Here is a 25,384-nt window from a genome sequence, read left to right as displayed (position 1 = left end):
GGAACCTCCGCCCATGACCCTTCCCGCCCGCGGCTTCGATCTCCTCAAGGATGTCGACGTGCGCCTTTCGGTCGAACTCGGCCGCACCGAAATGAAGCTCAAGGACGTCCTCGCGCTGGGCGAGGAAAGCGTGGTGATGCTCGACCGCCTGACCGACGAACTGCTCGATGTCATGGTCAACGGCACCCTGATCGCGCGCGGCGAAATCGTTGCCGAGAATGGCCGCTTCGGCCTGCGCATCGTCGAACTCGCCACCGGCGGCGAGGAGAGCAAGTAATGCTCTGGTACGTGGTCAAGCTGCTCATCGTCCTGCCGCTGATCGGCGCGATGATCTGGGGCAGCCTCAAGCTGCTGCAAAAGATGCAGGCCCGTTATGGCGCCGCCAACCCGCAGGCGAAGTCGGTCCGCATCGTCGAGACCACTATGCTCTCGCCCACACTCAAGCTTGCCGTGATCGAATTTCATGGCCGCGAGATCCTCGTCTCGGCCTCTCGCAACGGCCTGACCCGGCTCGCCGAAGCTCCTGCGCGGGAGCAGCACTCGTGAAGAAGCTTTGCAGCGGCGTTGCAGTGGCGTTGTATTTGAGCCCGGCGGCCGCCTTCGCCCAGAGCGCGATCCCCGGCGCGCTCGACCGCGCCTTCAGCCAAGCCAACGGCGGCCCCGGCGGCGGGCTGACCATGTCGCTCCAGCTCCTCGTCATCATGGGGCTGCTGACGATCCTGCCCAGCCTCGTCCTGATGATGACCAGCTTCACCCGCATTTTGGTCGTCCTTTCGATCCTGCGCCAGGCCCTCGGCCTGCAACAAAGTCCGCCGAATCAGGTGCTTATCGGCCTCTCCCTGTTCCTCTCGCTGTTCGTCATGGCCCCCACGCTGGACAAGGTGAGCGAGACCGCGATTGCCCCCTATTCCGCCGGAACCATCAATGCCGAACAGGCGATCGGCAATGCCGGCGCCCAGTTCCACGCCTTCATGATCCGCCAGACCCGCCAGCACGACCTGTCGCTTTTCGCCGACATGGCCAAGGCCCCGAAATTCGCCCGCGCCGAAGATGTCCCCTTCTCCATCCTCCTCCCCGCCTTCGTCACCAGCGAACTCAAGACCGCCTTCCAGATCGGCTTCATGCTGTTCCTGCCCTTCCTGGTGATCGACCTCGTCGTCTCCTCGGTGCTGATGAGCCTCGGCATGATGATGATGAGCCCCACGATAGTTTCCTTGCCGTTCAAGCTCTTGCTCTTCGTCCTGGTCGATGGCTGGGCCCTGCTGATGGGCAGCCTCGCGGCGAGCTTCGGCTGATGGAAGACACTGCCTCCCTCCTCTCGCTGGCCGACCGGATGCTCTACGTAACCGCGCTGATCGCCGCCCCGGTGCTCCTCGCCAGCCTCGCGGTCGGCCTCGTCGTCGGCATCGTCCAGGCGGCAACCTCGGTCAACGAGCAGACCCTGACCTTCGTCCCCAAGCTCGCCGCGATCGCGCTGGTGCTGGTCGTGCTCGGCGGCTCGATGCTCGGCCTCGTCGGCGATTTCACGCAGGAAATCTTCGCCGAGATCGCGGCGCTCGGGCACCAGTGATGAACCTCACCTTCGGTTTCGGGCCCGTCGAGGCCGAATTCTGGCGCTGGCTCTTCGTCATGACCCGGATCGGCGCGGCGATCATGGCCGCGCCGTTCTTCGGCGCCGCCGCCGTGCCCGCACAGGCCCGCGTGATCGTGACCGGCGCGGTCGCGATCCTCGTCTGCAACTGGACCAGCGTGGCGGCCCCCGCCGCCCTGTTCACCTTGCCCGGCATGCTGGCCGTCGCCGCCGAAGTGGTGATCGGCCTCGCCCTCGGCTTCGTTCTGCAGGTCGCCTTCGCCGCGCCGACGATCGCCGCCGAAGTGATCGGCGCGGGCATGGGCATGTCGATCGCAACCGCCGCCGATCCCAATACGGGCGCCCATTCCCCGGCGCTCGGCCAGTATTTCGGGATCGTCCTGACCCTCGTGTTCCTCGGCCTCGGCGGACACCTCGTCTTCCTCGATCTGGTGATCAGGTCCTACACCACGTTCCCGCCCGGCCATGCCTGGCTGGGGCCCGAGCGGATCGCCCTCATCCTCCAGTTCGCCGGGCAGATGTTCGTGACGGCGCTGGCGATCGCCCTGCCCGTGACGCTCGTCCTGCTGCTGGTCCAGGTCGCGGCCGGCGTGCTGAGCCGCTCGGCCCCGGCGCTCAACCTGTTCTCGCTCGGGCTTCCTGCCGGCGTTGTGGCGGGCATTGCCGCGCTGATCATTTCCGCCCCGCTGACCGGCGACATGATGGCCGATATTTCCGCGATGGCCTTGCGCCAGGCCGAGCAGGTGATCGCGCGGTGAGCGAGAGCGCCGGCGAAAAGACCCTTGCGCCAACCGAGAAGCGCAAACGCGACGCCGCGAAAAACGGCGACGTCCTGCGCTCGCGCGAGCTGGCGACCGCGGCGACCATGCTGGCCGGCGCCGCCTGGCTCAAGTTCGCCGGGCCGTGGCTGCTGGGAATCCTTGCCGGCGAGCTGTCAGCGGGCTTGCAGTTCGACCGCGCCGCGCTCACCGATTTCTCGCCCGGCCGGCTGATGCTCGCCGCGCTCGTCGCCGTCCTGCCGCCGGTCATCGTGCTGGGCGCGGTCGTCGGGCTGGCGGCGCTGGTCTCGCAGCTTGGCTTTGGCGAGGGCCGCTGGCTGGCCAGCAACCTTGCCCCCAAGGCGAGCCGGATCAATCCGCTCTCCGGGCTCAAGCGGATGTTCGGCCTCAATGGCCTGATCGAGCTGGGCAAGAGCCTCGCCAAGGCGGCCCTGCTCGGCGTGATCGCGTGGTCGTGGGCCCGTTCGCACCTGCCCGGCGCGCTGAACCTTGGCCGTGCGCCGCTCCCCGGCCAGCTCGCCGCCGCGTGGGACCTGCTCACTTCGCTGCTCTTCGCCCTCACCTTCGGGCTCGTCATCATCGCCCTGATCGACTTTCCGGTGCAATGGGTCCGCCGTTTCCTGCGCCTGCGGATGAGCCATCAGGAAATGCGCGACGAGCACAAGGAGACCGAGGGCAGCCCGGAAAAGAAGGCGGCAATCCGCCAGCGTCAGCGCCAGCTGGCCATGGGCGGCCTGCAGAAGGCGATGCGCGAGGCGCAGTTCGTGATCACCAACCCCACGCACTTCTCGGTCGCGCTGATCTATGATCCGGAACGCGCATCGGCACCGATCGTGTTGGCCAAGGGACGCGGCGAGAAGGCGCTGGCCATGCGCGAACTGGCGCGCGAACTGGACGTACCACTGCTCGAAATCCCGGCGCTGGCCCGCTCGGTCTATTTCACCACCCGCGAGAATCAGGTGATCCGCGAGGAGCTCTATGCCGCCGTGGCCGGCGTGCTCGGCTTCGTCATGGCGCTGAAGCGCGGCGAGGAGCGCCCCTTCCCGCAGGTTCATGTTCCGCTCGAACTTCGCTTCGACCCCGAGGGGCGCCCCGACCAGAAGGTTGCTGCCTGATGCGCGGAAAAACGCTTAATCGCCGGCCCCGGCTGCCGTCCTGAACGACATGGCCACCACCACCTCCTCCACGACCTCCGCCGGCAGCACGATCCTGTCTTCGCTGAACAGCGGAGGGATCGACTGGTCGACGCTGGCCACCAACCTCTCGGTCGCCCAGTTCGCGACCCAGAACGACCGGCTGACCACCAGGTCCGATACGCTGGACGCCCAGATCAGCACGGCCTCGTCGCTCAAGTCGACCCTGCTGACGCTGACCACCTCGATCGCCACGGCGGTGCGCAGCGGGGATCTCTCACCGCAGCCGAGCATGAGCAACAGCGCGGTGGCGACCCCCACCCTCTCCGGCTCGGCCACGCCGAAAGGGTCCTATTCGATCGAGGTCACCCAGCTTGCCAAGGCCCAGACCCTGGCGAGCCCGACAGTGGCGTCGACCACGACGACGGTCGGCTCGGGCACCCTGACGCTGCGCTTTGGCTCGATGGCCCAGACGAGCACGACCGACGCCAACGGCGTGACCACCACCACGACCGGCTTCACCGAGGATACCGCGCACACCGCCGCCGCGATCACCATCCCGGCCGGAGCGACGCTGTCCGACGTGGCCAGCGCGATCAACGCGGCCAAGGCCGGGGTCACCGCCTATGTGGCCAACACGACGGACGGCCCCCGGCTGGTGATGAAGGGGGCGGAGGGCGCGGCCAACGGCTTCATTCTCGAGGCAAGCGAGAACAGCGCCGATCCCGGCCTCTCCCAGCTCGCCTGGAACCCGTCGACCGGCGCATCGAACCAGCTTCTCCAGACCTCGCAGGACGCGGCGTGGAAGCTCGACGGGCTGCCTATGAGCTCGGCCACCAACACCATCACCGAAGCCATACCCGGCGTGAACCTGAAGCTGACCGCAACCAATGCGGGCAGCCCGGCCACGCTCAGCTTCGCCGACAACACCGCCTCGATCAGCTCGACCATGACCGACCTCGTCGACGCGCTCAACGAGATGGTAAGCCAGGTCAAGACGGCCACCGACCCGATGACCGGCGACCTTGCCCGCGATGGCGGCGCGCTTGCGCTCAAGCGGGCGCTGTCGGCCCTCTCCGGCACGGTGATCATGCCCAATGCCGCGGCGGGCGAGCCGCGAACCCTGTCGGACCTTGGCGTCTCGATCCAGCGTGACGGAACTTTCGCGCTCGACGGGGCAATGCTGGCCAAGGCCCTGGCCGACAATCCGACCGCCGTCGCCGCCATGTTCACCAACGGGCTTTACGGCGTCTACGGCACGGTCGACGGGCTCAACCGACAGATGGCGGCATCGGGCAACGCCTATTCGCTGGCCAATTCGATCACCCGGTTGACCGCCCAGAAAACCCAGGTGACCACCGACCTGTCCGACCTCTCGACCAAGCAGGAAGCCTTGCGCGTCCAGCTCGTCTCGCGCTTCGCCGCGACCCAGACCAACATTTCCGCCTCCACCTCGACCCTGACGTTCCTCAAGAACCAGATCGACGCGTGGAATTCGAGCGACAACTGAGCCCGCCGGAACCAGCGCCATGACCCTGCTCGCCCGCCACACCCCCCAAGATGCTTACCGCAAGGTCGATTTCGACGCGCGGGTCAGCGGCTGCGATCCGATGGAACTGGTCGCCGTGTGCTACGAACAGCTGATCGCCGCGCTCGGTTCGGCCCTGTTCGCATATGAGCGGGGCGACAATCACAACAAGAGCAAGGCCCTGACCCGGGCCCTGTCCGCGCTTACCGCGCTGCAGCTCGGCGTGGCCGGCAGCGAGGGGGTCGCGCTCGCCCTGCGGCAGTTTTACCAGTCTGCGCGGGGCGCCGTGCTCGACGGCGTGCTGACTTTCGATCCGCAGCGGATCAATCAGGTGCGGCAGGACTTTGTCGATATCGCTGCCGCGCTGACCGCCGCCCGCCCCGGCTCGTGATCGCATTTGTGCGCCGTAATCCCGGAAATTGTCGGCCTCGTGATTCTCACTAGGGATTCGCACCGGGCAAGCTTTTCAGCAAAGTTTCGCGCCCGAAACGGATAAAACGATTGCAGTGCAACGTCCGAAGCGGAGGCGTCTCCGTTTCTCCCCTTATGGCACCTGCGCTTAAAGTTTTTGCCATGAGCCGACGCACCAACATCCTCCTCGTCGATGGCGACTTCCGCCGTCGTGCCGCCATCTCCCACTGCCTCGCCGGCAGCGACCTGCATGTCGAGCCTTTCGAGGATACGGCGGAACTGGTCTCGCGCTGGCCGCGCGACGGGATGCTGCTGGTTCATGACAGCGACGATGCGATCAACGGGCTGCTCGAACACATGGGCCGCAGCGGGGACTGGCTGCCGATCATCGCCTTTGCGGAACAGCCCTCGATCCGCCGGATCGTCGAGGCCGTGATGCAGGGCGCGGTGGATTATCTGGTCTGGCCGTTCGAGGAAGCGGACCTGGCCGAGAGCGTGCGGCTGGCGGAAGGACGCGCCCAGTCGGTGGCCGGCTCGAAGCTGCGCGAGGCGGTGGCGCGCAGCCGGGTCGAACGGCTGACCAAGCGCGAACGCGAGGTGCTGACCGGCGTGGCCGGCGGCCTGTCCAACCGCCTGATCGGCGAGAAGCTCAACATCAGCCCGCGTACCGTGGAAATTCACCGCGCCAACATGCTGAACAAGATGGGCGCCAATCACACGTCCGAGGCGATCCGCATCGCGATCGAGGCTTCGCTGGTCAACTGAGGTGCCGGCCGCCGGCCAAACCTGCGGGCAGGTCAGTTAAGGCGCGCGCCGTCCGGAGCCCGCAAGTCGGGCGAAATCGGCACGCCTGCGGTCAATTCCGCCAGGGCGAGGCAGAGCGCACCGAGCATGGCAAGGGACGCCGACTCACCGCCAGCGTTGGTTTCCTCACCCGCGCCGGGCAGGAACACCGAGGCGATGTGCTGCCCCGCGCCGCCGCGCGAGAGGATGTAGCCGGCCTCGGAGCCGTCGAATAGCGACAGGGCAACGGCAATGGCCCCGCCCGCGGCGAGCAGCGGCTCGACCCGCGCCGCGTCGGGGAGGCAAAGGCCCGGATCGAGCCCGAGCGGCGCCCGGCGCAGCAGGTGGAGCAGCTCGCGCAGGCGCTCGACTTCGTCAGCCGCAAACGAACCCCCGCAGGCAAGAGCCAGCTCGCCCGCGCGGTATCGCCACAAGCTCATTTCGTCGTTCGGCATAGGCGGCTTCTTGGGCATGAGCCTCGTTTACGCTCTTTTGCAGCCGGACGTTAATCCGCGGCTGCTGGACACGAGTCAATCGCGGACAAACCCGCGATTCCGACAGGCGTATCAATCCGCTACATCTGCTGAAGCCTGACTGAACGGTGTCCTACGCAGGAAGACGCATGACGCACATGCGTTAAATGGCAGATTTTCAGGTTCTTTTACAACGCAAGGCGCGCTCTGCCCGCACAGTTCAGCGCCGCGGCTGGGCGGCGAACCATGGCACCATCCGGGCGATTGCTTCCTCCACCTCGGCGGTCGAGACGGCAAAGCTGAATCGCATGAAGGACCGGCCGTCCACCGGGTCGAAGTCGATGCCAGGAGCCGTGGCCACGGCGGTCTCGCGCAGCAGTTTCTCGCAGAATGCCAGGCTGTCGTCGGTCAGGTGCCCGATGTCGGCATAGATGTAGAAGGCGCCGTCCGGCGGGGCGATGCGGTCCAGCCCCAGCGCGGGCAAGGCCGCGAGCATCAGCTCCCGGTTGCGGGCATAGGTCGCGAGGTAGGACTGGAGTTGCTCCTCGCAATCGAAGGCAACCAGGCCCGCGCGCTGGGCGATCACCGGCGGGGTCAGGAACAGGTTGCCCATCCGCGCCCGCGCCGCGCCGATCAGCGCCGCGGGCACGACCAGCCAGCCGAGCCGCCAACCCGGCATCGAGAAATACTTGGAGAAGCTGTTGACCACCAGCGCATCCTCCAGATGCTCGAGCATCGAGGCGGCCGGGGCACCGTAGCTGAGGCCGTGGTAAATCTCGTCGGAAATGACCCTGATCCCGCGTTCGCGGCAGACTTCGGCTATCGCCGCCAGCTCGTCCTCCGCGATGATCGTGCCGGTGGGATTGGCCGGACTGGCCAGGATCAGCCCGTCCGGCGCCGGATCAAGCGCGGCAAGGGCGGCGGCGGTCACCTGAAAGCGCTCGTCCGGCCCGCAGGCGAGTTCAACCGGCTCGAGATAATGAGCCCGCAGCGTGTTGCGGTAGGCAACGTAGCCGGGCCGGGCCAGCGCGACCCGCGCGCCCGGGCGGAACAGGCAGGACAGGGCCATCACGAAGGCGGGCGAGGCGCCGCAGGTCAGGATCACCTGCTCCGGGTCGATTGCCAGACCGTGCCGGTCCGCATAGTGCCGGGCGATGCGCTGCTTGAGCGGTACGCTTTCCCAATAGCCCATCGCCTCGCTGTCCAGCACGCGGTGCGCCTCAGCGATGGCGGCATCGGGCGCGCCGGTCGATGGCTGGCCGAACTCCATGTGGATGATCCGGGCGCCCTGCTGCTTGAGGTCATGGGCGATGCGGCTAATGGCGATGGCGTGAAACGGTTCGACCGCGGCGACGGGCAGGTTCGATTTCATGGCGTTGCTGCTAGGATCGTCTCCGCCGCTGCACAAGAGCGGGATACAACAATCGATTGCAATCTCTTGCCTGTAAGGGCATTCAAGCGGCAACGATAAACGGGAGACTGGAAGCATGGCCAAACCCCTGATCGGCGCGATCGAGGCTGGCGGGACCAAGTTCGTCCTCGCCCTGATGGACGAAGCCGGGCGGATTGTAGCGGAGCAACGCATTGCGACCCTGACGGCGGCGGAAACCATGCCCGAGGTCATCCGCTTCTTCAGCGAAGCCCCGTCCGGGCACGGCGAGCTTGCCGCGATCGGCGTCGCCAGCTTCGGCCCGCTCGACATCGACCCCGCCTCGCCCACTTACGGCACGATTACCACCACTCCAAAGCCCGGCTGGTCAGGCGCCAGCTTCATCGACTGGCTCCGCCCGCTCGGCGTGCCGCTCAAGGTCGACACCGACGTCAACGGCGCCGCGCTGGGCGAGGCGCTGAGCGGCGCGGGCAAGGGTTGCCGGACTTTAGCCTATACCACCGTCGGCACCGGGATCGGTACCGGCGTGGTGCGGGACCTGCGCCCGATGGCCGGCTTCAGCCACTACGAATCCGGGCACATCCCGGTGGCGCACGACCGCGCGCGCGATCCGTTCGATGGCCTCTGCCCCTACCACGGCGATTGCCTCGAGGGGCTGGCCGCCGGCCCGGCGATCCGCGCACGCTTCGGAGACAGCCTTGATGCCATGGCTGATCCGGCGCCGGCCGTGGCGCTCATCTCGGGCTATCTGGCTGATCTTGCAACCAATCTCGTCTTGCTTCACGCTCCGGACCGGTTGGTGTTCGGCGGCGGCGTGATGAAGGCGCCGGGCCTGATCCCCGCGCTGCGCCGCGAAACCGCACGGCGGCTGGCAGGCTATGTCGCCCATCTCCATGACGATCCGGAGCTGGAACACTACATCGTCTCGCCCGGCCTGGGCGACGAAGCCGGAATTACGGGAGCGGCAGAACTTGCTCGACAGGCCATTGCGCAGCGTGACGCCGCCGCGTAAGCCCCTGATTCGGAACAGGGGCGCAATGGGGCAGCACCGATAACAACCTGTCCAATGGGGACACTGGGCGAGCGAATGGCAACGGAATCTCGGGACAAGCCGCGCCGGATCCGAAACATCTCGGAGTTGGCAAAGCTCGCGGGGGTGTCGGCGGGCACGGTTTCGCGTGCACTGGCGGGCAAGGACCTGGTCAACCGCGAGACGCGTGAACGAATTCAGGCCCTGGCCCGCGAACACGGCTTCCGCCCCAACCAGATGGCGAGCCGCTTGCGCACCGGGCAGACCGGCGTGATCGGCGTGGTCATTCCGCTTGGCCATGACAAGCGCCAGCATATTTCAGACCCCTTCTTCATGACCTTGCTGGGCTATCTGGCCGACGCGTTGACCGAGCGCGGGTATGACCTGATGCTGAGCCGCGTCATTCCCGAGCACAACGACGAGTGGCTGGAACGACTGGTCGATTCCGGGATGCTGGAAGGAGTGCTGATGATCGGCCAGTCCGACCAGTTCGCAGTGATCGAACAGGTCGCCGCTCACTATCGCCCGCTGGTCGCCTGGGGCGTCCACCAGCCGGGGCAGGTGCACTGCGCGGTAGGGACCGACAATTTCACCGGCGGCAAGCTCGCGGCGCAGCACCTGCTCGCGCAGGGCCGCAAGCGCCTTGCCTTTTTCGGCGACATTCGCGGCATCGAGATCGAGGAGCGCCTCAAGGGCGCCCGTGCCGCCGTGGCCGAGGCAGGAACCGGGGCCAACATCGAGCTGTTTGCCACCCCCCTCGCAACCGACAATATGGCCGAGCGGATCGCCGCCGATCTCGAGGCGATGGACCCGGCCATCACCGGCATCTTCACCGCCTCCGACGTGATCGCCATGGCCACCCTGCGCCAATTGCACGAGCGCGGACAGCAAGTGCCGCGCGACATCGCACTGGTTGGCTTCGACGACTTGCCGCTGGCGACGCAGACCGTTCCGCAGCTCAGCTCCATCCACCAACAGATCGGACGCGGCGCCGAGGAAATGGTTTCGCGTCTGCTGCGCCGGATCGCGGGGGAAGAGACCGACTCGCTGGTGATGGAGCCCCGGCTGATCGTCCGCGAAAGCGCCTGAGCCGGGTACCGGGCCGGACCAATTGCCTCGCCCCCGCCCGGGGCTGTATGACGCGGGCATGAAGACATTTTCCTGCCACTGCGGCGCGGTCCGCATCACGCTTGGCAAGCGGCCCGACTATATCAACGCCTGCAATTGCTCCATCTGCGGCAAGTCGGGCGCGCGGTGGGGTTATTTCCATCCTTCCGAAGTGCACATCACGGGTGCCACGACCGCCTATCACCGCAGCGACAAGGCGGAGCCGGGGACGAACTTTCATTTCTGCCCGGTCTGCGGCTCGACCACTCATTTCAGCCTGACCGAGAGCGCCGTGGCGAAATATGGCAATACCCTGATGGGTGTGAACATGTGGCTGGCCGACGAGAGCGAACTTGCCGGGATCGAACTGCGTTTTCCCGACGGGCGAGCCTGGCCCGGCGAAGGTGAGTTCGGCTATTGGCGGGAAGCGCGGATCATCGGCGACGCTCCCGCCGCCCGGTGATCAGATGACGTCCACCCGGTCGCCGGCGAAGGCCAGCTTGAACACCGGCGCGGCTGTGCCGCCAAAGTGGCTGCGCAGCAGTTCGGGATGGTCGGCAATCCCGCGTCCCGCCAGCCCCCAGTAGTCGACGAACGACCAGACCTCGTCCTCCCCGGTCACCACCCAGGAATAGGACTGGGCCGGCTCGTTCGCCGGATTGGCTGCCACCAGCCCCGAGCCGTTGACCGGCCGCCACGGCCCGCGCAGGCTTTCGCCGACCATGCCGTAGAGCCCGTTGGGCCCCTTCGGCGCGCCGGGGGCGAAGGTGTGGGACTGGGTCGACCAGAACAGGTAATAGCGCCCGTCGCGGAAATGGGCCTGGGCCCGCTCCAGTTCGTTGTTGACGCCGATCGCCTCGACCAATGGGTCGCCTAGTATCCAGCCCTGCTTGGTCAGCGTGGCGAGGCCGATCATGCCGTTGTGCGGATCGTCGCTCCACCCTGCGCTGGCGGTGAACACGATGTGCGCCTTGCCGGTGGCAGGATCGCGGAAGTAGAACGGATCACGAAAGGCCTTGAGGGTGCCGGGGCCGCGTTCGACCGCATCGTTGGCCAGGGCATAGAGCGAACCATCGGCCGCGACGATCTCGGCCGGCTCGCCCCAATCGCCGGTCCCGCCGGGTCCGAGGCGGCCATCCACGGCAAAGAGCCGCTGCTCGAAAGTGAGGGCCTGCTCCCCGCGCCTTCCGGCTGCGGTGAAGTACAGGGTCAGCGACACCCCGTCCTCGTGCAGAACCGCTGAGCCGGCCCATTCGCGCGAACCGGGGTTAAGCCCGTCGGGCAAGGCATTGCCATGGTCGCGCCAGCCGTCGGCGCCGTGCGAAAGCAGGCGGATGCGGGCCTGGCCATGGCGCTGGACCGGGTCGGGAAACTGCGGGGCGCTGAGGAAGAACCAGTAATGCCGCCCGCCGATCGCGGCTGTGCTGCCATCATCGCGGGTGAGCGGCCAGCAGTCCCACAGGTCGAGCCCGGGCACGAGGGGGCGAACATCCTCCGCCCCGATCAGGGGAATATGCCCGCCATCAGCACCGAACCGTTCAGGCCGCCAGGCGCCGGTCGCCAGCGGGCGCACCTGCAAAGGATTGCCGGAATGGGCGTGCGAAAGGGTATCGTCAGGCATCATCTTCCCATCAATCACGAATGGAGCATTCCGGGGCTTGCGAGCGCAGCCGGGGCGCGACCTTCACGCACCCACAGGACCGCAAAGCCTGCGGCAATCAGGCAGGCCCCGCACAGCGAGAGCAGGTTGCGCGGATCGCCGGCCAGGAGTTTCTCGTACATGCCGAAGCCGAAGGTCACGAAGCCGAGGTCGAGCGAGCTCATCAACACCGAGAACCCGAGCATGGGCAGGACGATCATCATGTTGAAGATCCCCATGTAGACCCCGGTCCGCTCGGGCGGGATCGAATTCGAGAGGATCGCATAGGGGTTGCCCATGGTGCTGCCCCAGGCCAGGCCGATGCCCAGCATCGGCACGAACAGGGCGGCCTTGGCAGTGACCAGCGGCAGGGCGAGCATGCCCGCCCCGCCCGCCATCAGGCACAGCGCATGAACCGGCCCCGGCCCGATCCGGCGGACCAGCGGAACCATGGCGAAAGCGGCCACGAAAGCGACGAGATTGTAGAAGGCCGCCATCTGGCCATTGGTCAAAACGGCCTCGTGAAAACCGCCACTCGCCGGATCGGCCGTGCCGTAGACATTGCGCGCGACGACGTAAGTTACATAGGTCCAGTAACCCCAGAAGGCGAACCACTGGAACAGGCTCATCAGGCCGAGTTTGCGCATGGCGATGGGCATCTCGCGGATCGCGGCGCCGATCTCGGTCAGGGCCGCACCGAAGCCCTTGGGCGCGGCAGCGATCCGCGCGCGGTCCGCATCGCCCAGTGGCAGTTCGGGCACCCGCAGCACGGACCAGACGATCGTGCCGAGCGAGAGCGCCGCCCCGGCCCAGAACACCACCCGCACCGTATAGGGAATGCCGTGGGGATCGACCCAGTCGCGGTCCATCCCGGCCATTACCAGCAGCGACGGCGTGAGATAGGCCAGCATCTGGGCAAGGCCGGTGAAGGCGCTCTGCGTCAGGAAACCGAACTGACGCTGGCCCGGATCGAGCCGGTCGGCGACGTAGGCCCGGTATGGCTCCATCGTGATGTTGTTGCCGGCATCGAGCAGCCACAGCAGCGAGGCCGCCATCAGCAGCGACGATGCGAGCGGCATGAACAGCAGGCCCAGCGCACAGAGCAGAGCTCCGGCAAGGAAATAGGGCGTACGCCGCCCCCACTTGCTGCCCGTCCGGTCGGACAGGGCGCCGATCAGCGGCTGGACCAGCAACCCGGTCATCGGCCCGGCCAGTTGCAGCAGCGGGAGGGCACCCTCGCTTGCGCCGAGGTAGGAATAGATCGGCCCCATGTTCCCCTGCTGCAGGCCGAAACTGAACTGGAGACCCAGGAACCCCAGGTTCATCTCGAGAATGCGGGAGAGCGACAGGTGCGGTCGCGGCACGGATACTGGCACTTCCATCGCAATCGCTCTCCCACAGAGCAGGCTTGGGGGCGGATGCTCTACCGGCATTCCGAAAGTGGCAATGGCATATTTGCAAAACGATTGCAACAATCGATTGCATGCTCAGATCTGCGCGGATGTAACCAAACTGTCGCCAAGCCGTCACCACCTCGAAACCTGCGCATGGCACCCCTTTGCCATCATCCCCGCGAAGGGTTTCCCTGCGATGTTCGATACCGCCACCCTGCTCGATCCGCCCGCAGCCACCGGGCGCCCCTCGATCCCCGATTGGCTCGACCTGCCAGATCCGCGCGGCTTCCGCCCCAAGCGCAAGGTCCGCACCGTGTGGATTTCCGACATCCACCTCGGCACGCGCGGCTGCAATGCGGCGCTGCTGGTCGATTTCCTCCGCGCGATCGAGTGCGAGACGCTCTACCTCGTCGGCGACATCGTCGACGGCTGGCGGCTGCGCAAGGGCTGGTACTGGCCCGATGCCCACAACGAGGTGATCCGCCGGATCCTCAAGATGGCGCACCGCGGCACCCGCGTGGTCTTCGTCGCCGGCAATCACGACGAGGTGCTGCGCGACTATGCCGGGCTCACCTTCGGCGGGGTGGAACTGGTGCTGGAAGCGATCCACGAAACGGCCGACGGGCGCCGCCTGCTGGTCCAGCACGGCGATGCCTATGATGGGGTCGTGCTCTATGCCCGCTGGCTCGCCTTCCTGGGCGACAAGGCCTACGGCCTGCTGCTGCGCCTGAACGTCGTGGTCAACCGGGTGCGCCGGATGTTCCGCCTGCCCTACTGGTCGCTGTCGAGCTATCTCAAGAAGCGCGTCAAGAACGCGGTCCAGTACGTTTCCAACTTCGAGGAAGCCGTCGCGCAGGAAGCGCTTTCGCGCGGGGCCGACGGCATCGTCTGCGGCCACATCCACTGCGCCGAGATCCGCCGGATCGGCGCGGTGACCTATTACAACGATGGCGACTGGGTGGAGAGCTGCACCGCGCTGGTCGAGGAAGCCGACGGCCGGATGCACATCCTCGACTGGGCCGAGGAAAACCGGCGCGCTGCCGCAAATCCCGTGCGCGAAGGGGAGTTGGTCGCATGAGCGCCCCGCTGCGCATCGCCATCGCCACCGACGCCTGGTTCCCGCAAGTCAACGGCGTGGTCCGCAGCCTGGCCGCGACCGTGGCCGAACTCGACCGGCGCGGCTACGAAGTGGAACTGATCACCCCGCAGCGCTTCACTACCCTGCCGCTGCCCGGATACAGCCAGATCCGCCTGGCGCTGGCCCCGCGTTTCGCCGCGCGCCGCCTGCTGGACAGCTTCGCGCCCGACATCGTCCACATTGCCACCGAAGGCCCCATCGGCTGGGCGGCGCGAGGCTGGTGCAAGGCGCGCGGGATTGGCTTCACCAGCGCATTTCATACCCGCTTTCCCGATTATCTCGCCCTGCGCACCGGGATAGACGCCGAACGCTTCTGGCCGCTCATGCGCCGCTTCCACCAGCCGAGCCGCGCCGTGCTCGTCTCCACGCCGAGCCTTGCCGCCGAGCTTGAACAGCGCGGCATCGGTCCGGTCGCGCCCTGGGGACGCGGAATTGACGGGTGGACCTTCCGCCCTGTCGGCGATCGCCACCCGGCCCTGGCCGACCTGCCCCGCCCGATCATGCTCAACGTTGGCCGGGTCGCGCCGGAAAAGAACCTCGAGGCGTTTCTCTCGGCCGACCTGCCCGGCACCAAGGTGGTGGTCGGCGACGGCCCGGATCTTGAGCGCCTTCGCGCCCTCTACCCGCAAGCGGTGTTCACCGGGGCGCTTGCCGGCGATGACCTTGCCAATGCCTACCGCGCGGCAGACGTCTTCGTCTTTCCGAGCCGGACCGATACCTTCGGGCTGGTGGTGATCGAGGCGCTCGCCTGCGGGCTGCCGGTGGCGGCCCTGCCGGTCGCCGGTCCGCTCGACGTGCTGGGCGCCGATGGGCGCGGCCAGTTCGACCCGCTCCCGGCGACCTTTTCCGCGCTCGACCGGGACATCGCGGTCGCGGTACGCAAGGCCCTGCGGCTCGACCGCAAGGCGGCGGCGGTCTACGGCGCCCGCTTCACCTGGGAGAAGGCGACCGACCAGTTCATCGCCGCACTGACCGGGGCGCTCGCCGGGCGTCAGGCCAAGGCCTTCGAGCCGGCCTGACGCGAAAAGGGGAGGATGCCGCGGCACCCTCCCCTCGTCCGGCCTTGCAGCCAGCTTCGCTCAGAAGTCGTAGCGCAGCGAGGCAAGCAACGTGCGGCCGTTGATCGAACGGGCCCGGACAATACCGTTCGCCGGGATCGAGCCTTCTTCCGCCTCGGTATAGCCAGCCACGTCGAACAGGTTGTTGGCGCTTAGCGAGAGCGAGACCCGCTCGACCGGGCGCACCGTGACGAATGCGTTGACCACAGTGTAGCCGGGCATCTTGAGCTGGTTGTCGTCCTGGGTGTAGCTCGAAGTCGTACCAACCAGGCTGGCGCCGAGACTGAACATCCCGGCGCTGTAGGACGGGCTGACCCGGTACGTGAACTCGGCCTGCCGGCGCGGGCGGTGCCCCACCTCGGCCGCCGTGTTGGAGGCGAGGATCCTGGCCGAAGTCAGCGTGCCGCTCGCCGCGAGGGTGAAGCCGCCCGAGCGGTAATTGCCCTCGAGTTCGAGGCCATAGGCACGGTAGGTCTTGGCCGTGCTCTTCTGGGTCGTCGCCTCGTAGTTCTGCTCCTCGGTCCTGGCCCAGAAGCCGGTGGCGTAGAGCTGGAGCGAGGGGGTCTGGTACTTCACCCCGGCCTCGGCCTGGCGCACGAAGTCCACCGGCCGCGCGCCGGGCAGCAGGGCCCCGGTCACCGCGCTGGTATTGCCGCCGAACACGTAGCGATCCGCATTGGCGCGGCCGCCCCGGCTGTAGCGCGCGAAGACCGAGAGATCGGCCCCGATGCGGTAGTTGGCACCGACCGAGTAGGACCAGTAGTGATAGTCGTAATTCACCGGCCGCCGCGCGGTCAGCGGCATCAGGGTAGTCTTCGTCTCGGGCACCGAGATCGTGCCGTTGCCGTCGACGTCGTAGCTGGAAACCCCGCCGTCACCGGCGACATAGCCCCCGGCATGGCCGAAGTCGTAGCGCAGCGAGCTGTCGAGGGTCAGCGCGCCGCTGTTCCACGACAGCTGGGCATAAGGCGCATTGGTGTCGAACGTCAGCTTGTAGGTGCGCCGGCAGCAATCACCGAAGAACGAAGCGCCGTAGGCGATCAGGCCATTGTCGGTCTGCAAGGCCCCGGCCGCATTCTTCACGTTGATCAGCGCCGCATTATCGCCCTTCGCCTCCAGCAGGTAGGACGACCAGGTCCAGTCCATGTCGATCTTCTGGCGCGACTTGTAGAAGCCGACCGACAGGTCAAGCTTGCCGCCGCCAAGGTCGGCCGCATGGCTGAGCCGCAGGTCGTTGGTGATGTTGTCCAGCGCATTGAGCTTGGTGTTGAACAGCACGATGCCGAAGGCATTGGCGCTGGGCGAAACGGCCTGCCCGGCGCTCGGCCCATTGGCATAGACAGCCGTGGCCCCGGTGCCGCCGATCGCGGCCGAAAGGTTCTGGACCGTGTCGACCGTAGCGGTGAAGGGCGCGATGAAGCGGCCGGAGATATCGGCGTAACGGAACTTGTTGTTGACCGTCCAGCCCTTGGCAAACTCGTCCTCGAACTCAAAGCCGAGCGCCTTGACCACCGGGTGCATGCCGTCGCGTATATCGTCGGTCACGCGGTTGTTCGCGCCGTCGAGGCCAACCGCGCGAGTGAAATAGACCGACTGGATCGCATCATTCTGCGGGCTGAGGCCCGGCAGCGCGGTCCAGGTCGGGCTGGCATTGCTGCCGGTCACCCGTACCGCGCTCGGCATATAGGCGATGGCGCGATCGTTGAGGTACTTGAAGTTGACCCGGAAGAACCCGCCCGAGAACGTACGGGTGATGTTGCCACGGATCTGGCCGCCCTTGTTGCCGTCATAGCCGGCGCGGCGCGGCCCCTCACCCTGCCGGTAGAACCCGCCGACATGGAACGTCAGGTTTTCGCCCAGCGCGCCGCCATAGTCGCCATCGACCCGGTATTCGCCGTAGTCCACGCCGACCGAGGCCTGAACGGCGCCGCCGGCGCGGTCGCCGGTCTTGCTGATCAGGTTGATGATCCCTCCCGGCGAATTTGAGGCGAAGGTCGAGGCCGAACCGCCGCGCACGGCCTCGACCCGGGCAATATTGCCATCGATACGCATGAAGATGTCGGCATTGCCGAAGGCGATGTCGCCGAATTCCAGCACGGGCAGGCCATCTTCCTGGATCTGCAGGAACTTGGCCCCGCCGGTCGAGATCGGAATGCCGCGCATCTGGATGTTGGCGTTGCCCTCGCCGCCCGAGCTTTCCGAGCGAATTCCCGGCAGCGAGCGGAACAGTTCGGCGGCGGAACGCGGCGCAGCCTCGGCAATCGCCTGGGCGCCGATCGCGCTCACCGAAATCGAACTGTCGAGCCGGTTGGCGGCGCGCGCCACGCCGGTGACGACGATTTCCTCGGCTGGCGCCTCTTCGGTGGCCGGGACCTGATCGACAGTTTGCGCCGAAGCTGGCGCCGCCAAGGCCATCCAGCCAAGCGCGAAGGCAGAACCACACGTGTTCAGAGCAGTTTTGTTCATGGCATCCTCCCGATGCTGTTCCCAAGTGCAGGCCTGTTTCGGCCTTGGCTAGGGTCATAACCCTTATTAAATCGATTGCAACACATTTCTGCAATCGATTGTTATTGTGCAAAAGCTTCCCCCCTCTCACCGCCCGTCGCGGCCGCCTGCTTTCTGCCGCCCACTGGACAAGCACCGGGCATCCGGCCAGTGAAACGTCAGGACGGGACATATGGCGAAACAGGGCAACCGCGTAATCAGGCAGGCCGCCGATGCAGCTTTCGGCAATCCGCTGCAGAACCTGCTGCGGACGCTGGTCTATATGGCGTTCGTCTATCTCGCGGCGGTGGCCGGTTTCATGGCTGCGGGATGGTCGCTGGGCGATGCGGCCTATATGGTTACGCTCACCATCTTTTCGGTCGGCTATGGCGAAGTTCATCCGATCGACACGCCTTACCTGCGCGCGCTTGCCATTGCCACGATCGTACTGGGCTGTACCGGGATGATCGTGCTGACCGGTGCGCTGGTGCAGGTCTTTGCCCATTACCAGCTGCGCAGCCTGCTAGGGATCGACCGCATGCAGACCCAGATCGAACGCCTGAGCGACCATGCCATCATCTGCGGGTTCGGCCGCATCGGCGTCCAGCTTGCCAAGGAGCTGGCGGCGGCGCGCGCCCAGTTCATCGTGGTGGAGCGCAGCGCGGCGCGCATTGCCGAGGCCGAGGCGCTCGGCTTCCTCACCCTTGCCGCCGATGCGACGGACGAGGCCTCTCTCAAGCAGGCCGGGATCGAACGGGCGCGGGTGCTGGCGACCGTTCTGCCGGACGATGCGACCAACGTGTTCATCACCCTCTCGGCCCGCAACCTCAATCCGCGGCTGGAGATCATCGCGCGCGGCGAATTGCCGACGACCGAGAGCAAGCTGATCCACGCCGGGGCCGACAAGGTGGTCCTGCCGACCCACATCGGGGCAGAGCGGATCGCCGAGATGATCATCTATCCGACCACGGCGCGCTTCCTCGGGGAAAGCGCCCAGCTCAGGGACCTCAAGCGCGGCCTGCACGAATTCGGGCTGGAAGTCGAAGCGGTGGACGTTCCGGCGAGTTCGGCCCTGGCGGGAGAGACCGTGGCCGACGCCGAACGGCGCGGCGGGGGTGCGTTCTTCATCGTCCAGATCGACCGCGCGGGCGGCCAGAGTGCCGGGGGCCAGAGCTTCATCCATCCCGGCGAGGACGTCCGGATCGAGGGCGGCGACACGGTCGTCCTGGTGATCCGGGGCAGCCGGGTCGCGGCCGGCGCGGTGTTCAATGCGCCGCGCCAGCCGGGTCCGGTGGGCCGGGGACTATCGCCCCGGTTCTAGAGGCTACTGGCAGCGGGTCGAGCCGGAATCCGCCGCGGCACCGACGGCGGCGCCGCCGATCGCGCCGATCACCGTGCCGAGGGTCTTGGAATCGCCCGGCGCGATGATGTTGCCGATGATGCCGCCCGCGATGCCGCCGACAATCAGGCCGGTGGTGCCGTCGGAACGGCGGCAGTAGTAGCGGCCGTCACGCCCGCGATAGATGCGGTCGTCGCTCGACAGGGTCCGTTCACGATAACGGCGGTCGCGGGTGTAGTAATTGTCGGCATAGTAGCCGTTGTAGCGCGGATCGGGGTTGTTGTAGTCGTAACGACCGTAGCGGTCGTAATAACCACGGTTGTAATAGCCGTAGCTGTTGTCGGAGCCGTACTGGTCTGTGGTGGCGCAGCCTCCCACGAATGCTGCAGCTGCGAGGGGGAGTAGCATCAGCCGGGACATCGTTTTTCCTCTCTTTTCGCGTGTGCGGCCCTCCCTCCGCTGGACAGGGAAAGAATGATCCTTGGGCCCCGCGGTTCCGGCCCCGAGGCCGCACCGCGCGAAGGCGGCCGCGAATGAAGGCGATTCGGCTCTGGAATAGAGCGATCTTCGCCTGCGCCACCCCTGCCGGGGCAAAGCGCGCCCGGTCCAATCGTTAACATTGCGACAGATAGAGACGGCCGGCACCCATCCTCGCGCAGCTTTATTACGCCAATCCGCCATTTCGTGAAACATGGCAGAGACAGTACGCATTTTGGCGCAGGCAGTTGCGAAGGATGCAATTGCTGCACTGCACAAGGCAATTGCTCGCCAGCGCAACAATCGTAAAGTGGGGGCACAACATACGAGATGCCCGAGGCAAGATCCTCTCAAACCGAAGGAAATTGCCATGATCAACAACCTCTTCCGCAAGGCCCTCCTGCTCGTTCCGGCTGCTGCCCTTGCTCTCCCCGCTGTCGCCCAGGCTGATGAGGCCAAGACCTTTGTCCGCGACGGCGTGAAGTACACCTACACCAAGACCGAGGAAAAGGGCGCCACCGTCCTCTCGGGCACCGCCGACAACCGCGCGTTCCGCCTCGTCGTCAAGGACGGCGTGGTGACCGGGAACTTCGGCTACCAGCCGGTGACCTTCACCACGGCCGAAGCCAAGGGCTCCTCGCTGGCCATGCGCTGAGCGGCGTGAGGACCGGGGCTGAACAAGGCCCCGGACCGATCGGGATAAAGGGCGGGAAGGTGACACCACTGTCACCTTCCCGCCCTTCCCGTTTGTGGCCAAGTGCCTGAAATCATTTGGCGTGCCCAGAGAGTGCATGGGTGACACTTTTCCAACGGAATCGCCTTTCCCGCCCGTCCGCGGGGGCGCGGGCGGACCAGCCGATCAGTCATCCCGCAGCGGACCGCAGGTGCGGATGACGATATCGTCGACATGGCGCGCCTCGAGGGCAGCGGCATCGCGCTCGTCCGCTTCGCGCCGGCTTTCGGCATCATGGGGCGTGCCATCCTCCTGCAGCCAATGCACCGGGCCATGCTCGACCATGGCCAACATCCGCTCCCACCGTTCGGACCAGTATTCGGCCGCCGCCGTATAGCGGCCCAGCTTCTGCGCGCCGAACATGTTGCGGCGGGCAAGCAGGAAGGCGGTCAGCCGCTCGTCATATTTCCGGTATGCGCCGACCTGTTCGCCCTTGTGGAACACCGGCACCTCGACCCCATGCAGCGCGCGTTCGAGCGCGGCCTGGGCCAAGGCATCGTAAGTGTGCTGGAAGGCGGCTTCCCAGGCGATGTCGAACGGTTCGCCCTTGAGCCGCGCGCGGAGGCGATAGGCCGACTGGCGCGACATGCCGACGGACCTTGCCGCGCTATGGACGCAGTGCGTGCCGGCAAGCGCGCGGAGGAAATCGGCCATGCGGGACGCGCACCATTTGTTGGTGTCGGCGTGGCGCGGGGTTGAGGGGATGGGTTTGGGGAGGGTGTATTTTGGTTTGATCATTTCCGCAAAATAACCAAAATGGCGCCCTGTAGGAAAGCGCGGACGGGACCGCATGACCGCGCGCCAGCACCGAAACCGTGTCAATTATATATTGCGTTTCCAAAGCATAGATTCCAGTTACTGCGTAAATTATTGACCACCGCGGATTTTGCCATGAGAAACTCCACCTGCGCCAAATACCTGTGGTCAATCCTGCTTGCTTCGGGCGCAGCGGCCGGGCTGGCGGCAGAGCCTGCTTCGGCCGCCGAGTGCCGCGTCGACAATTTCGGCACGCTGGCCGTGGACATGCAAGGCCTCCGACCGACGACGGTGATCAAGGTCAACGGGCAGGACGCGCGCTTCATCCTCGACACCGGGGCGTTCTTCAACACCATGTCGCGCGCCAATGCCGATGCCCTTGGGCTCAAGCTGGACGCGGCCCCGCCGGGAATGCGCGGCGTGGGGATCGGCGGCAGTTTCGCGCTGGAAGTCGCAAGGATCAAGGAATTCGGCATCCTTGGCGGGACGCTGCACAATGTTGAGTTCATCGTCGGTGGATCGGATGCCGGGACCGGCCTGATCGGCTCCAACCTGCTCAATGCCGTCGATCTCGATGCGGACCTCGCCCACGGCAAGATGCGGCTGCTCAGGCCGCAGGGGTGCGGGAAGGTGGCCATGGCCTATTGGACCAAGGACGGCAATTTCCAGGTTGCCGACATCAGGCCGAGCGATGGGCGCCTCAGCCGCAGCACGGTGGTCGACGTGACGATCAACGGCAAGTCGGTCAGGGCCGTGCTCGATACCGGTGCACCGACGACCGTCCTCACCCGTCCGGCCGCCGAACGCGCGGGGATCAAGCTGGATGGGCCCCAGGCCAAGCCGGGCGGGATGACCAGTGGCTTCGGAACGAAGGCCTATCAGAGCTGGATCGTGCCGGTCGACACCTTCACGATCGGCACGGAAACGATCCAGCACACCCAGATGCAGGTGATGGACGGGACGATCGGTGGCAGTGACGGCCCGGACATGCTCCTCGGGGCGGACTTCTTCCTCGCCCATCACATCTTCATCGCCAACAGCCAGCACAAGATCTACTTCACCTACAATGGCGGGCGGATCTTTGCGCTGGGCAAGCCGCCGAAGCAATCGGCGCTGGACCAGATCGCGACTGCTGGCGAAGATGGCCCGAAGACGGCAGAGGACTTTGCCCTGCGCGGCCAGGCCCTGCTGGCGCGGGGGGAGCCGGCGGCGGCGCTGGCCGACCTTGACAGGGCCATCACCATGGGCCCGGACAGGGCCGGCTGGCACCTCGCCCGGGCCCGGGTGCATCGGGAACTCAAGCAGGACGATGCGGCCCTTGGCGACCTCGACAAGGCGATCGCCTCAGACCCCGCTGACATCGACGCCCGCCTGATGCGCGCGGGGTTGCGGCTGGCCCACACGGACCGCAAGGGAAGCGACGAAGACATTGCCGCGGCGCGGGACCGGGTACCCGCCGGGTCCGACAAGAGCCGGGCGGTCGCCTCTTTCCTGATCGAGCTGGAGCAGCCGGCCGCGGCCCTGCCGCTGCTCGACCGCTGGGTCGACTTACACCGCAACGATGCCGATCTGGGATCGGGCCTCAACGCCCGGTGCTGGGCGCGGACCCTGGCGAACCAGCTTCTCGACGAAGCGCTGGCCGACTGCCGCACGGCGATCAAGCGCGACGGCGCGAAGGCGTCCTATCTCGACAGCATGGGGCTGACCCTGCTCAGGCTGAAGCAATATCCTGCGGCGATTTCAGCCTATGAAAAGGTGTTGGCTGAAGTGCCAGGCCTGGCATGGTCGCGCTATGGGTTGGGCCTCGCCCGAGAGCGCAGCGGTCAAGCCGAGGCGGGACGAAGCGACTTGAAGGCTGCCATGGACAGCAATCCCGAGATCGCCGGGCTGTTCCAGCGCTACGGGATCTGAAGCGGGCGGCTTGGTGCCTCGCGCAGGATAGCGGGACCCCGGCTCAAGGCCGGGGTGACGGGGGTTGCCACTTTGGGAGGTGGGGTTTTGGCCCCTGGACCATCCGGCGGGGCCGGATGGTCCCCCTCCCCGTTTGTACTGCGCAAAAACGGGGAGGATCAGTCGTGCTCTCGCCCGCCCGCACCGATGTAGAGCTCACGCCCGCCTTCGTTATAAACCCGGCTCATTTCGGCCATGCCAGCCTCGGCTTCCTCGGCGGCGAGGAAGGTTTCAGGGGCCTGGTTCTGCTTGGCGGCGAATTCGCGCACTTCCTGCGTGATCTTCATCGAGCAGAACTTGGGGCCGCACATGGAACAGAAGTGTGCGGTCTTGGCGCCTTCGGCGGGCAGGGTCTGGTCGTGGTACTGTTCGGCCGTTTCGGGATCGAGCGACAGGTTGAACTGGTCGCGCCAGCGGAAATCGAAGCGGGCGCGAGACAGGGCATCGTCGCGCACCTTCGCTGCGGGGTGGCCCTTGGCGAGATCGGCGGCGTGAGCGGCGAGCTTGTAGGTGACCACGCCGACCTTGACGTCGTCGCGGTCAGGCAGGCCGAGGTGTTCCTTGGGCGTGACGTAGCAGAGCATGGCCGTGCCGAACCAGCCGATCATGGCGGCGCCGATGCCGCTGGTGATGTGATCGTAGCCGGGGGCGATGTCGGTCACGAGGGGCCCGAGGGTGTAGAACGGGGCTTCGCCGCAGGCGGCGAGCTGCTTGTCCATGTTCTCCTTGATCTTGTGCATCGGCACGTGGCCGGGGCCTTCGATCATCACCTGGACGTCCTGCGCCCAGGCGCGCTTGGTGAGCTCGCCCAGGGTGTAGAGTTCGGCGAACTGGGCTTCGTCGTTGGCGTCGGCAATGGAGCCGGGGCGCAGGCCGTCACCCAGCGAGTAGGCGACGTCGTAGGCCTTCATGATCTCGGTGATCTCGTCGAAGCGTTCGTAGAGGAACGATTCCTTGTGATGGGCGAGGCACCACTTGGCCATGATCGAGCCGCCGCGGCTGACGATGCCGGTGACGCGCTTGGCGGTGAGCGGGATGTAGGGCAGGCGGACGCCGGCGTGGATGGTGAAATAGTCCACCCCCTGCTCGGCCTGTTCGATCAGGGTATCGCGGAACACTTCCCAGGTGAGGTCTTCGGCGATGCCGCCGACCTTTTCGAGGGCCTGGTAGATCGGCACGGTGCCAATCGGCACGGGCGAGTTGCGCAGGATCCATTCGCGGGTGTCGTGAATGTTGCGGCCCGTGGAAAGGTCCATCACCGTGTCGGCGCCCCAGCGGATCGACCAGACCATCTTGTCGACTTCGCTGGCGACGTCGGAGGCGACGGCGGAGTTGCCGATGTTGGCGTTGATCTTGACCAGGAAGTTGCGGCCGATCGCCATCGGCTCGGATTCGGGGTGGTTGATGTTGGAGGGGATGATGGCGCGGCCGCGCGCCACTTCATCGCGCACGAATTCGGCGGTGACGTGATCGGGGATTTCCGCCCCCCAGTCCTGCCCATCGCGGATCAGCTGTTCCTTGAGCGCGGCGCGGCCCAGGTTCTCGCGGATGGCGACATATTCCATCTCGGGCGTGATGATGCCCTGCCGGGCGTAGTGCATCTGCGAGACGTTCTGGCCCGTCTTGGCGCGCAGGGGGCGGGTGACGACCTTGGGGAACGGGGGGACGCCGCCGGAGCGATCGGGGCCGAGCTGGCCGTTGTCTTCCGGCTTGATGGCGCGGCCGTCATAGTCCTCCACGTCGCCGCGGGCGAGGATCCAGTCGCGGCGCAGGGTGGGCAGGCCGGCCTTGATGTCGATGCTCGCCTGGGGGTCGGAATAGGGGCCCGAGGTGTCATAGACGCGGACGGGGGGCTCGCCCGAGCCGGGCTCGAGGTGAATCTCGCGCATGGCGACGGCGACGCCGGGGAGACGCGGGCTGGGGACGTGGATCTTGGCAGAGCCACGGATCGGGCCGGTGGTGACGCCGATCTCGAGCTTGGAATTGATGTCGGCCATGGGCGCTCCTCTATCGGCGAAAGGGGGCGATGGCGGCGACCAGTGCCCTTCCCTCCGCCCGTGCTAACGGGTTCAGGTTCGACGGGTCGGGCGGTGCCATCCGCCCCTCTCAGCGCAGGCGCGCTCCCCGGGGATGGCGCGGGTTTAGGCGTGTCATCCCCGGCTGGCAAGCGGGCTTGCGGCGGGGCGAGATG

25 protein-coding genes are annotated in these 25,384 nt (G+C 66.5%); 17 read left to right on the top strand and 8 right to left on the bottom strand.

All coding sequences use genetic code 11. The features are described from left to right. Window positions 1–13 precede the first annotated feature (13 nt). The 9 genes from fliN to H7F51_RS10415 all read left to right on the top strand — a co-directional run bounded on the left by fliN (window position 14) and on the right by H7F51_RS10415 (window position 6,207). A complete protein-coding gene (gene fliN / locus H7F51_RS10455) occupies window positions 14–277 on the top strand; it encodes a flagellar motor switch protein FliN (RefSeq protein WP_185664251.1) in 264 nt (87 codons plus the stop codon). After that, window positions 277–546: a flagellar biosynthetic protein FliO gene (locus tag H7F51_RS10450; RefSeq protein ID WP_185664250.1), complete on the top strand. Its 270-nt coding sequence runs from the start codon at window positions 277–279 to the stop codon at window positions 544–546. The genes fliN and H7F51_RS10450 overlap by 1 nt, the downstream gene beginning before the upstream one ends. 23 nt (window positions 547–569) lie before the next feature. Further along, window positions 570–1,295 carry a flagellar type III secretion system pore protein FliP gene (gene fliP / locus H7F51_RS10445; RefSeq protein WP_343061271.1) on the top strand — a complete coding sequence of 242 codons (726 nt, stop codon included), beginning with the start codon at window positions 570–572 and terminating at the stop codon, window positions 1,293–1,295. Further along, window positions 1,295–1,570, top strand: coding sequence for a flagellar biosynthetic protein FliQ (locus tag H7F51_RS10440; protein ID WP_185664248.1), 276 nt, complete (start codon window positions 1,295–1,297; stop codon window positions 1,568–1,570). Before fliP ends, H7F51_RS10440 begins: the two co-directional genes overlap by 1 nt. Next, window positions 1,570–2,349 (top strand): flagellar biosynthetic protein FliR, encoded by a 780-nt coding sequence (gene fliR / locus H7F51_RS10435; protein WP_185664247.1) that lies wholly within the window; start codon window positions 1,570–1,572, stop codon window positions 2,347–2,349. The genes H7F51_RS10440 and fliR overlap by 1 nt, the downstream gene beginning before the upstream one ends. Further along, window positions 2,346–3,485 (top strand): EscU/YscU/HrcU family type III secretion system export apparatus switch protein, encoded by a 1,140-nt coding sequence (locus H7F51_RS10430; RefSeq protein WP_185664246.1) that lies wholly within the window; start codon window positions 2,346–2,348, stop codon window positions 3,483–3,485. Before fliR ends, H7F51_RS10430 begins: the two co-directional genes overlap by 4 nt. A 49-nt stretch (window positions 3,486–3,534) precedes the next feature. Beyond that, window positions 3,535–5,013: a flagellar filament capping protein FliD gene (gene fliD / locus H7F51_RS10425; RefSeq protein WP_185664245.1), complete on the top strand. Its 1,479-nt coding sequence runs from the start codon at window positions 3,535–3,537 to the stop codon at window positions 5,011–5,013. 19 nt (window positions 5,014–5,032) lie between these two features. After that, a complete protein-coding gene (locus H7F51_RS10420) occupies window positions 5,033–5,422 on the top strand; it encodes a flagellar export chaperone FliS (RefSeq protein WP_185664244.1) in 390 nt (129 codons plus the stop codon). A 182-nt stretch (window positions 5,423–5,604) separates the two neighbouring features. Continuing rightward, window positions 5,605–6,207: a response regulator transcription factor gene (locus H7F51_RS10415; protein WP_185664243.1), complete on the top strand. Its 603-nt coding sequence runs from the start codon at window positions 5,605–5,607 to the stop codon at window positions 6,205–6,207. A 32-nt stretch (window positions 6,208–6,239) separates the two neighbouring features. On the opposite strand, the gene H7F51_RS10410 is transcribed toward H7F51_RS10415, so the two are convergent. Both H7F51_RS10410 and H7F51_RS10405 read right to left on the bottom strand, forming a co-directional pair. Further along, the gene (locus tag H7F51_RS10410; RefSeq protein WP_185664242.1) at window positions 6,240–6,680 is read right to left on the bottom strand and encodes a hypothetical protein; all 441 of its coding nucleotides are present in this window, start codon (window positions 6,678–6,680) and stop codon (window positions 6,240–6,242) included. A 238-nt stretch (window positions 6,681–6,918) separates the two neighbouring features. Further along, a complete protein-coding gene (locus H7F51_RS10405; RefSeq protein WP_185664241.1) occupies window positions 6,919–8,070 on the bottom strand; it encodes an aminotransferase class I/II-fold pyridoxal phosphate-dependent enzyme in 1,152 nt (383 codons plus the stop codon). A gap of 115 nt (window positions 8,071–8,185) precedes the next feature. Between H7F51_RS10405 and H7F51_RS10400 the strand changes: the two genes are divergently transcribed. The 3 genes from H7F51_RS10400 (at window position 8,186) to H7F51_RS10390 (ending at window position 10,688) form a co-directional block, all read left to right on the top strand. Further along, complete coding sequence (locus H7F51_RS10400; protein ID WP_185664240.1) at window positions 8,186–9,100, top strand: ROK family protein; 915 nt, start codon at window positions 8,186–8,188, stop codon at window positions 9,098–9,100. Window positions 9,101–9,175: 75 nt separating this feature from the next. Further along, window positions 9,176–10,207 (top strand): LacI family DNA-binding transcriptional regulator, encoded by a 1,032-nt coding sequence (locus H7F51_RS10395; RefSeq protein WP_185664239.1) that lies wholly within the window; start codon window positions 9,176–9,178, stop codon window positions 10,205–10,207. Window positions 10,208–10,265: 58 nt separating this feature from the next. After that, on the top strand, window positions 10,266–10,688 hold the full coding sequence (locus tag H7F51_RS10390; protein ID WP_185664238.1) for a GFA family protein: 423 nt from the start codon (window positions 10,266–10,268) through the stop codon (window positions 10,686–10,688). Here H7F51_RS10390 and H7F51_RS10385 read toward each other — a convergent pair whose 3' ends face one another. Together H7F51_RS10385 and H7F51_RS10380 are read right to left on the bottom strand one after the other, a co-directional pair. Beyond that, complete coding sequence (locus tag H7F51_RS10385) at window positions 10,689–11,846, bottom strand: glycoside hydrolase family 68 protein (protein WP_185664237.1); 1,158 nt, start codon at window positions 11,844–11,846, stop codon at window positions 10,689–10,691. It lies immediately after the preceding gene. Between the two features lie 14 nt (window positions 11,847–11,860). After that, window positions 11,861–13,246 carry an MFS transporter gene (locus tag H7F51_RS10380; RefSeq protein WP_425491020.1) on the bottom strand — a complete coding sequence of 462 codons (1,386 nt, stop codon included), beginning with the start codon at window positions 13,244–13,246 and terminating at the stop codon, window positions 11,861–11,863. Window positions 13,247–13,454: 208 nt separating this feature from the next. On the opposite strand from H7F51_RS10380, the gene H7F51_RS10375 reads away from it, so the two are divergent. Together H7F51_RS10375 and H7F51_RS10370 are read left to right on the top strand one after the other, a co-directional pair. Next, a complete protein-coding gene (locus H7F51_RS10375) occupies window positions 13,455–14,336 on the top strand; it encodes a UDP-2,3-diacylglucosamine diphosphatase (RefSeq protein WP_185664236.1) in 882 nt (293 codons plus the stop codon). Between the two features lie 8 nt (window positions 14,337–14,344). Then, entirely contained in the window at window positions 14,345–15,415 is a 1,071-nt protein-coding gene (locus H7F51_RS10370; RefSeq protein WP_185664382.1) for a glycosyltransferase family 4 protein, read from the top strand. Between the two features lie 60 nt (window positions 15,416–15,475). Here H7F51_RS10370 and H7F51_RS10365 read toward each other — a convergent pair whose 3' ends face one another. Further along, window positions 15,476–17,920 carry a TonB-dependent receptor gene (locus tag H7F51_RS10365; RefSeq protein ID WP_185664235.1) on the bottom strand — a complete coding sequence of 815 codons (2,445 nt, stop codon included), beginning with the start codon at window positions 17,918–17,920 and terminating at the stop codon, window positions 15,476–15,478. 211 nt (window positions 17,921–18,131) lie between these two features. On the opposite strand from H7F51_RS10365, the gene H7F51_RS10360 reads away from it, so the two are divergent. Beyond that, window positions 18,132–19,259, top strand: coding sequence for a potassium channel family protein (locus H7F51_RS10360; protein ID WP_185664234.1), 1,128 nt, complete (start codon window positions 18,132–18,134; stop codon window positions 19,257–19,259). 3 nt (window positions 19,260–19,262) lie between these two features. Here H7F51_RS10360 and H7F51_RS10355 read toward each other — a convergent pair whose 3' ends face one another. Beyond that, on the bottom strand, window positions 19,263–19,697 hold the full coding sequence (locus H7F51_RS10355; protein WP_185664233.1) for a glycine zipper 2TM domain-containing protein: 435 nt from the start codon (window positions 19,695–19,697) through the stop codon (window positions 19,263–19,265). A gap of 427 nt (window positions 19,698–20,124) precedes the next feature. Between H7F51_RS10355 and H7F51_RS10350 the strand changes: the two genes are divergently transcribed. Beyond that, window positions 20,125–20,409, top strand: a complete 285-nt coding sequence (locus H7F51_RS10350; RefSeq protein ID WP_185664232.1) for a hypothetical protein — start codon at window positions 20,125–20,127, stop codon at window positions 20,407–20,409. Between the two features lie 204 nt (window positions 20,410–20,613). Here the strand turns inward: H7F51_RS10350 and H7F51_RS10345 are convergent, their stop codons facing one another. Then, entirely contained in the window at window positions 20,614–21,141 is a 528-nt protein-coding gene (locus H7F51_RS10345; protein ID WP_185664231.1) for a hypothetical protein, read from the bottom strand. A gap of 237 nt (window positions 21,142–21,378) precedes the next feature. Between H7F51_RS10345 and H7F51_RS10340 the strand changes: the two genes are divergently transcribed. Continuing rightward, on the top strand, window positions 21,379–23,154 hold the full coding sequence (locus H7F51_RS10340; RefSeq protein ID WP_185664230.1) for an aspartyl protease family protein: 1,776 nt from the start codon (window positions 21,379–21,381) through the stop codon (window positions 23,152–23,154). 158 nt (window positions 23,155–23,312) lie between these two features. Here H7F51_RS10340 and thiC read toward each other — a convergent pair whose 3' ends face one another. Then, window positions 23,313–25,190 carry a phosphomethylpyrimidine synthase ThiC gene (gene thiC / locus H7F51_RS10335; RefSeq protein ID WP_185664229.1) on the bottom strand — a complete coding sequence of 626 codons (1,878 nt, stop codon included), beginning with the start codon at window positions 25,188–25,190 and terminating at the stop codon, window positions 23,313–23,315. Between the last annotated feature and the right edge of the window lie 194 nt (window positions 25,191–25,384).

The organism is Novosphingobium flavum (genome assembly GCF_014230315.1).
Lineage (GTDB): Bacteria > Pseudomonadota > Alphaproteobacteria > Sphingomonadales > Sphingomonadaceae > Novosphingobium > Novosphingobium flavum.
The sequence above is the reverse complement of the archived record's forward strand: the minus strand, read 5'-3'. Positions and strand labels throughout refer to the sequence as shown.